This window comes from Paenarthrobacter sp. CM16 (genome assembly GCF_013179505.1).
In the GTDB taxonomy this organism is placed as follows: domain Bacteria; phylum Actinomycetota; class Actinomycetes; order Actinomycetales; family Micrococcaceae; genus Arthrobacter.
Genome location: NZ_JABMCX010000143.1, coordinates 1 through 4222, shown reverse-complemented (window position 1 = coordinate 4222; position 4222 = coordinate 1). Strand labels below are relative to the sequence as shown.

Sequence of the window (4222 nt, the reverse complement as noted above, 5' to 3'; positions counted from 1 at the left end):
ACCAGCGAGGGCATGCAGTTCCTCGGCAGCAGAGCCGCCGGCGGCACGGGCTGCGTCAACCTCGGCCGCGACAGCCAAAGCCTCTTCAGTATTGACGTGCAGGAAGGCGTGGATACCATCGGCTCCGCCATCAACAAGGGCGATACGGTCAAGGTGCGCCTGCGTCACCTCGACGGCGGTCACCTCGCGGGCGGCCAGCTTCTCAGCGAGATCGGCAGCGGAGTGGCGGATGAGTTCGTTCTTCAGCTCAGTCATAGTGATTAGTCCTCATCCAGGATTGCGGGGACCTTGAAACGGTTCTCGTAAGCATCCGGAGCGCCGGACAACGCCTGCTCAGCGGTGAATGTGTGGCCCACAACGTCCTCGCGGAACACGTTGGTCAGCGGAATCGGGTGCGACGTCGCCGGGACGTCCTCCCCCGCAGCTTCGCTCACGCTCTTGACCGAATCCACAATGACAGCAAGCTCAACAGCCATCCTGTCCAGTTCTTCGGCACTCATTTCAATGTGAGCCAGACGCGCAAGATGCGCGACGTCGTCACGGTTGATCGCAGCCATGGATCTCCCCTGCAAAGTTCAAATGGTTTTCCGAACCAGTCTACTTGGCTTGGGTGTGCCGGTCAGACGCTACGCCCGGGAGCCATCCTCCGCGTGCTCGCTCGTTCCTCCCTTGGACGCACGCTTCCGGATGCCTCCCGGCTTTCGCAGCTTGTCCCGCCATCAACGCAAACGAGACAGCAGAGCGGGCCATTCACGCTCTGCTGTCTCGTTGGGGGTTTAGGCAGGTCAGCCGATGCCGATGGCTCCCGTCAGGACACCCACTGCCAGCATGACCACCGAGATCACTGCCGTGCGCCACAGGACCTTCTTGTGGTGATCGCCCAGGTCCACCTTGGCCAGGGAGACCAGCAGGAGGATGGCAGGAACCAAGGGGCTCTGCAGGTGGAATGGCTGCCCGGTGATGGAGGCACGGGCCATATCCACTGCATCGACGCCGTAGTGCGCGGCGGTTTCGGAGAGGACCGGAAGGACACCGAAGTAGAAGGCGTCGTTGCTCATGAAGAAGGTCATGGGGATGCTGAGCAGGCCGGTGATGATGGCCATGAACGGGCCCATGTCTGCCGGGATGATCTGGACCAGCCACTCGGACATTGCCTTGACCATGCCGGTTCCATTGAGGACACCGGTGAGGACTGCGGCGGCCATGACCATGCTGACCACAGCGACGATGGACGGTGCGTGAGCGATCAACTGCGCGCCTTGGTCCTTGACCTTGGGGAAGTTGACCAGCAGGGCGATCGCGGAGCCCACCATGAACACGAACGGCAGCGGAACAATGTTGGCCACCAGGACAACCATGACGGCGACCGTGAGGCCCAGGTTGAACCAGAACAGTTTGGGACGCAGGGTGGAGCGGTTGGGGTCCAGCGCGGTGTCAGCCATGGCGGTGTCATGGAGGTCCACCAGGGTTGCCGGATCTTCAAGAACCGCGACGCCGGAACCTCCACCCGTGCCCGGCTTGCTTGAGGTCGAGCCGTTGCGTCCGAAGCTGAAACGGCCGGCGCCGAATCCTGAACCTGAGCCCGAACCGGCGGTGACGGAACCGCCGCGGCCGTTGCCGCCGTCGAACGCTTCGGAAGGCTCGGCGACGTCGCCCCAGATTTCGGGAGCGGTGGTGCGGAGGCGGTTGCGTTCCTGCAGGCCCAGCAGCCAAGCGAAGACCAGGACCACGATGAGGCCGACGATGAGGGACGGGACCATGGGGACGAAGACGTCGTTGACATCAAGGTTGAGCGCGGTGGCTGCACGGGCGGTAGGGCCGCCCCACGGCAGGATGTTCATGGTGCCGTTGGCAAGGCCGGCCACGCAGGTGAGGACCACCGGGCTCATCTTGAGCCGCAGGTAGACCGGGAGCATGGCGGCCGTGGTGAGGATGAAGGTGGTGGAGCCGTCACCGTCCAAGGAGACCGCGGCTGCAAGGATCGCAGTGCCGAGGACAACCTTGGCGGGGTCGTTGCCCAACTTGCGGAGGATGAACTTCACCAACGGATCAAAGAGTCCGACGTCGATCATCAGGCCGAAGTAGATGATGGCGAACATGAGGAGCGCAGCCGTGGACGTCATGGACTTCATGGATTCCATCACCATGTCGCCGATGCCGAGGCCCGCCCCGGCGAACAAGCCGAAGACGGTGGGGACGATGATCAGCGCCAGTACTGGCGTCAATTTTTTGGTCATGATCAGGACCATGAATACCGCAATCATTGCGAATCCAAGCAAAACCAGCACGGCCGGCTCCTTACTACTGTGAATGGCGCCACGTCGGTGTGATGCGCACTACAGACGATATGGTGGCGTCCGTCACGGGGAGGGGTTTGTGTGAATTGTCAGGAATAATGCTCGTTACGAAGGTTTTGCGCATTGTGCTCAGTGCTTGAATGGAGCATGCGTTTCTCCACCCAAACCCTCCTCCTCCAGCTTGGAGTGGTCCTGCTGGTGGTCCTGCTCAGCGGCGCAGTCCATGCGTGGCTGGTGTACGAACGGATCGGCGACGAAGCCGAGAACCAGGCGCTCACCCTCGCCCGGACTGTTGCTGCGGATCCCGATATCAGATCCGGCGTCCAAGCCATCAGCAGGGAAGAAGGGACGCCTCCCCCGGATATCCTTGCGGCCGGCCCCCTTCAAGCTGCCGCTGAAGCCGTGCGCAACCGGACGGGCGCCCTGTTCGTGGTCGTCACGGACGAAACCGGGCTCCGGCTGGCCCATCCCGAGAAGGCCCGGCTGGGCGAACGCGTCAGCACGGACCCGTCAGTGGCTCTCGGAGGACAGGAGATCACCACCCGCAACACCGGGACTTTGGGACCTTCGGCCGGGGCCAAGGTGCCGGTGTATGCGCCGGATCTTCCGGAGACGATCGTCGGTGAAGTCAGCGTCGGCTATTCAGTGGAGTCGTTGAGCAACAGCCTGGCCCGCGACATTGCGCCCATTGCCCTGACCGCCGGGGGTTCTTTGGTGGCCGGCGTGTTGGCATCGTTCCTGCTCCGGCGCAGGCTGCAGCGGCTCACCCTCGGCTTGGAGCCCGAGGAAATCAGCACCCTCGTCCACGACCAAGTGGCCGTACTTCAAGGCGTCGACGACGGCGTGATCGGCATCGCCGCGGACGGGCGCATCTCTGTATTCAATGCCGCTGCCGCCCGGCTCTTGGACATGCCCGATGCCACGGGACAGGATTGGGCTTCGGCCGCCGTGCCTGCGCAACTCAAGCAGCTCACCCAGCCGGCGGCCCGTGACGCCGAAGCCGTGGAAATCGTGGCGGGCGGGCGCGTCCTGGTTGCCAGCGCACGCAAGGCCTGGCATCGCAAGGAGGACCTCGGCTGGGTGGTCATGCTGCGTGACAGAACGGAGCTGCAGCAGCTCACCCGCCAACTCGATGCCGTCGGGACCATGTCCACGGCCCTCCGCGCCCAGCGCCATGAGTTCGCCAACCAACTCCACACCATCGCCGGGTTCATCAGCATCGGCCAGTACGATTCCGCAAAAGATTACCTTGCGCGCATCTCGGCCACGGGCCCGCTGAAGTTCCCGGTGGAACAGGCCGAACTGCTTCAGGATCCGTATATGCAGGCCTTCATCGGCGCCAAGGGTGTGGAAGCTTCGGAACGCGGCGTGGCCCTCCGGGTCGGACCCGAAACACTGGTTCGTGGACACGTGGCCGATCCCCAGGACGTGACCACGGTCCTTGGCAACCTGATCGACAACGCGGTGAGTGCCGCCGTCGTCGGTTCCGCCGTGGACCGCTGGGTGGAGGTTGAACTGCTTGATGACGCCGCCACAACCGGCGGGACTTTGCACATTGTGGTGGGAGACTCCGGCGACGGTTTGGGGAGCCTTGAACCTGAAGAAGTCTTCGCGGAAGGCTTCACGACGTCGGAACACCCGGTACGCTCGGGGGCTGGACAAGGTTTGGGGCTGGCGCTGGTGCGGCAGCTTGCGCGGCGGCGCGGCGGTGATGTCCGCGTCCTGGAGCCCGGGAGCCAAGGCGGCCCCGGCGCGGTATTCATGGCAACGATCCCCGGCGTCATGGATGCTGCGGAGGGTATTACCGGAACCGACTCGACGTTGAGGGAGGACAGCAATGGCTGAGGATTTACGCGTGCTGATTGTGGATGACGACTTCCACGTTGCAAGGCTCCACGCCGCCTACGTGGATTCGGTGGCCGGCT

At 63.6% G+C, this 4222-nt stretch carries 3 protein-coding genes and 2 pseudogenes; 2 read left to right on the top strand and 3 right to left on the bottom strand.

The annotated features are described in order from the left end of the window. From HP499_RS25175 to HP499_RS13615, 3 genes and pseudogenes are all read right to left on the bottom strand, one after another. Positions 1–255, bottom strand: a pseudogene (locus tag HP499_RS25175) (Asp-tRNA(Asn)/Glu-tRNA(Gln) amidotransferase GatCAB subunit A); the annotation flags it as partial. A gap of 5 nt (positions 256–260) precedes the next feature. Then, a complete protein-coding gene (gene gatC / locus HP499_RS13620; RefSeq protein WP_017199363.1) occupies positions 261–557 on the bottom strand; it encodes an Asp-tRNA(Asn)/Glu-tRNA(Gln) amidotransferase subunit GatC in 297 nt (98 codons plus the stop codon). Between the two features lie 228 nt (positions 558–785). Next, positions 786–2288, bottom strand: coding sequence for a CitMHS family transporter (locus tag HP499_RS13615; RefSeq protein ID WP_172324577.1), 1503 nt, complete (start codon positions 2286–2288; stop codon positions 786–788). A gap of 156 nt (positions 2289–2444) precedes the next feature. Between HP499_RS13615 and HP499_RS13610 the strand changes: the two genes are divergently transcribed. Continuing rightward, a complete protein-coding gene (locus HP499_RS13610; protein ID WP_172324576.1) occupies positions 2445–4142 on the top strand; it encodes an ATP-binding protein in 1698 nt (565 codons plus the stop codon). Next, positions 4135–4222, top strand: a pseudogene (locus HP499_RS25170) (two-component system response regulator); the annotation flags it as partial. The gene HP499_RS13610 and the pseudogene HP499_RS25170, both read left to right, overlap by 8 nt.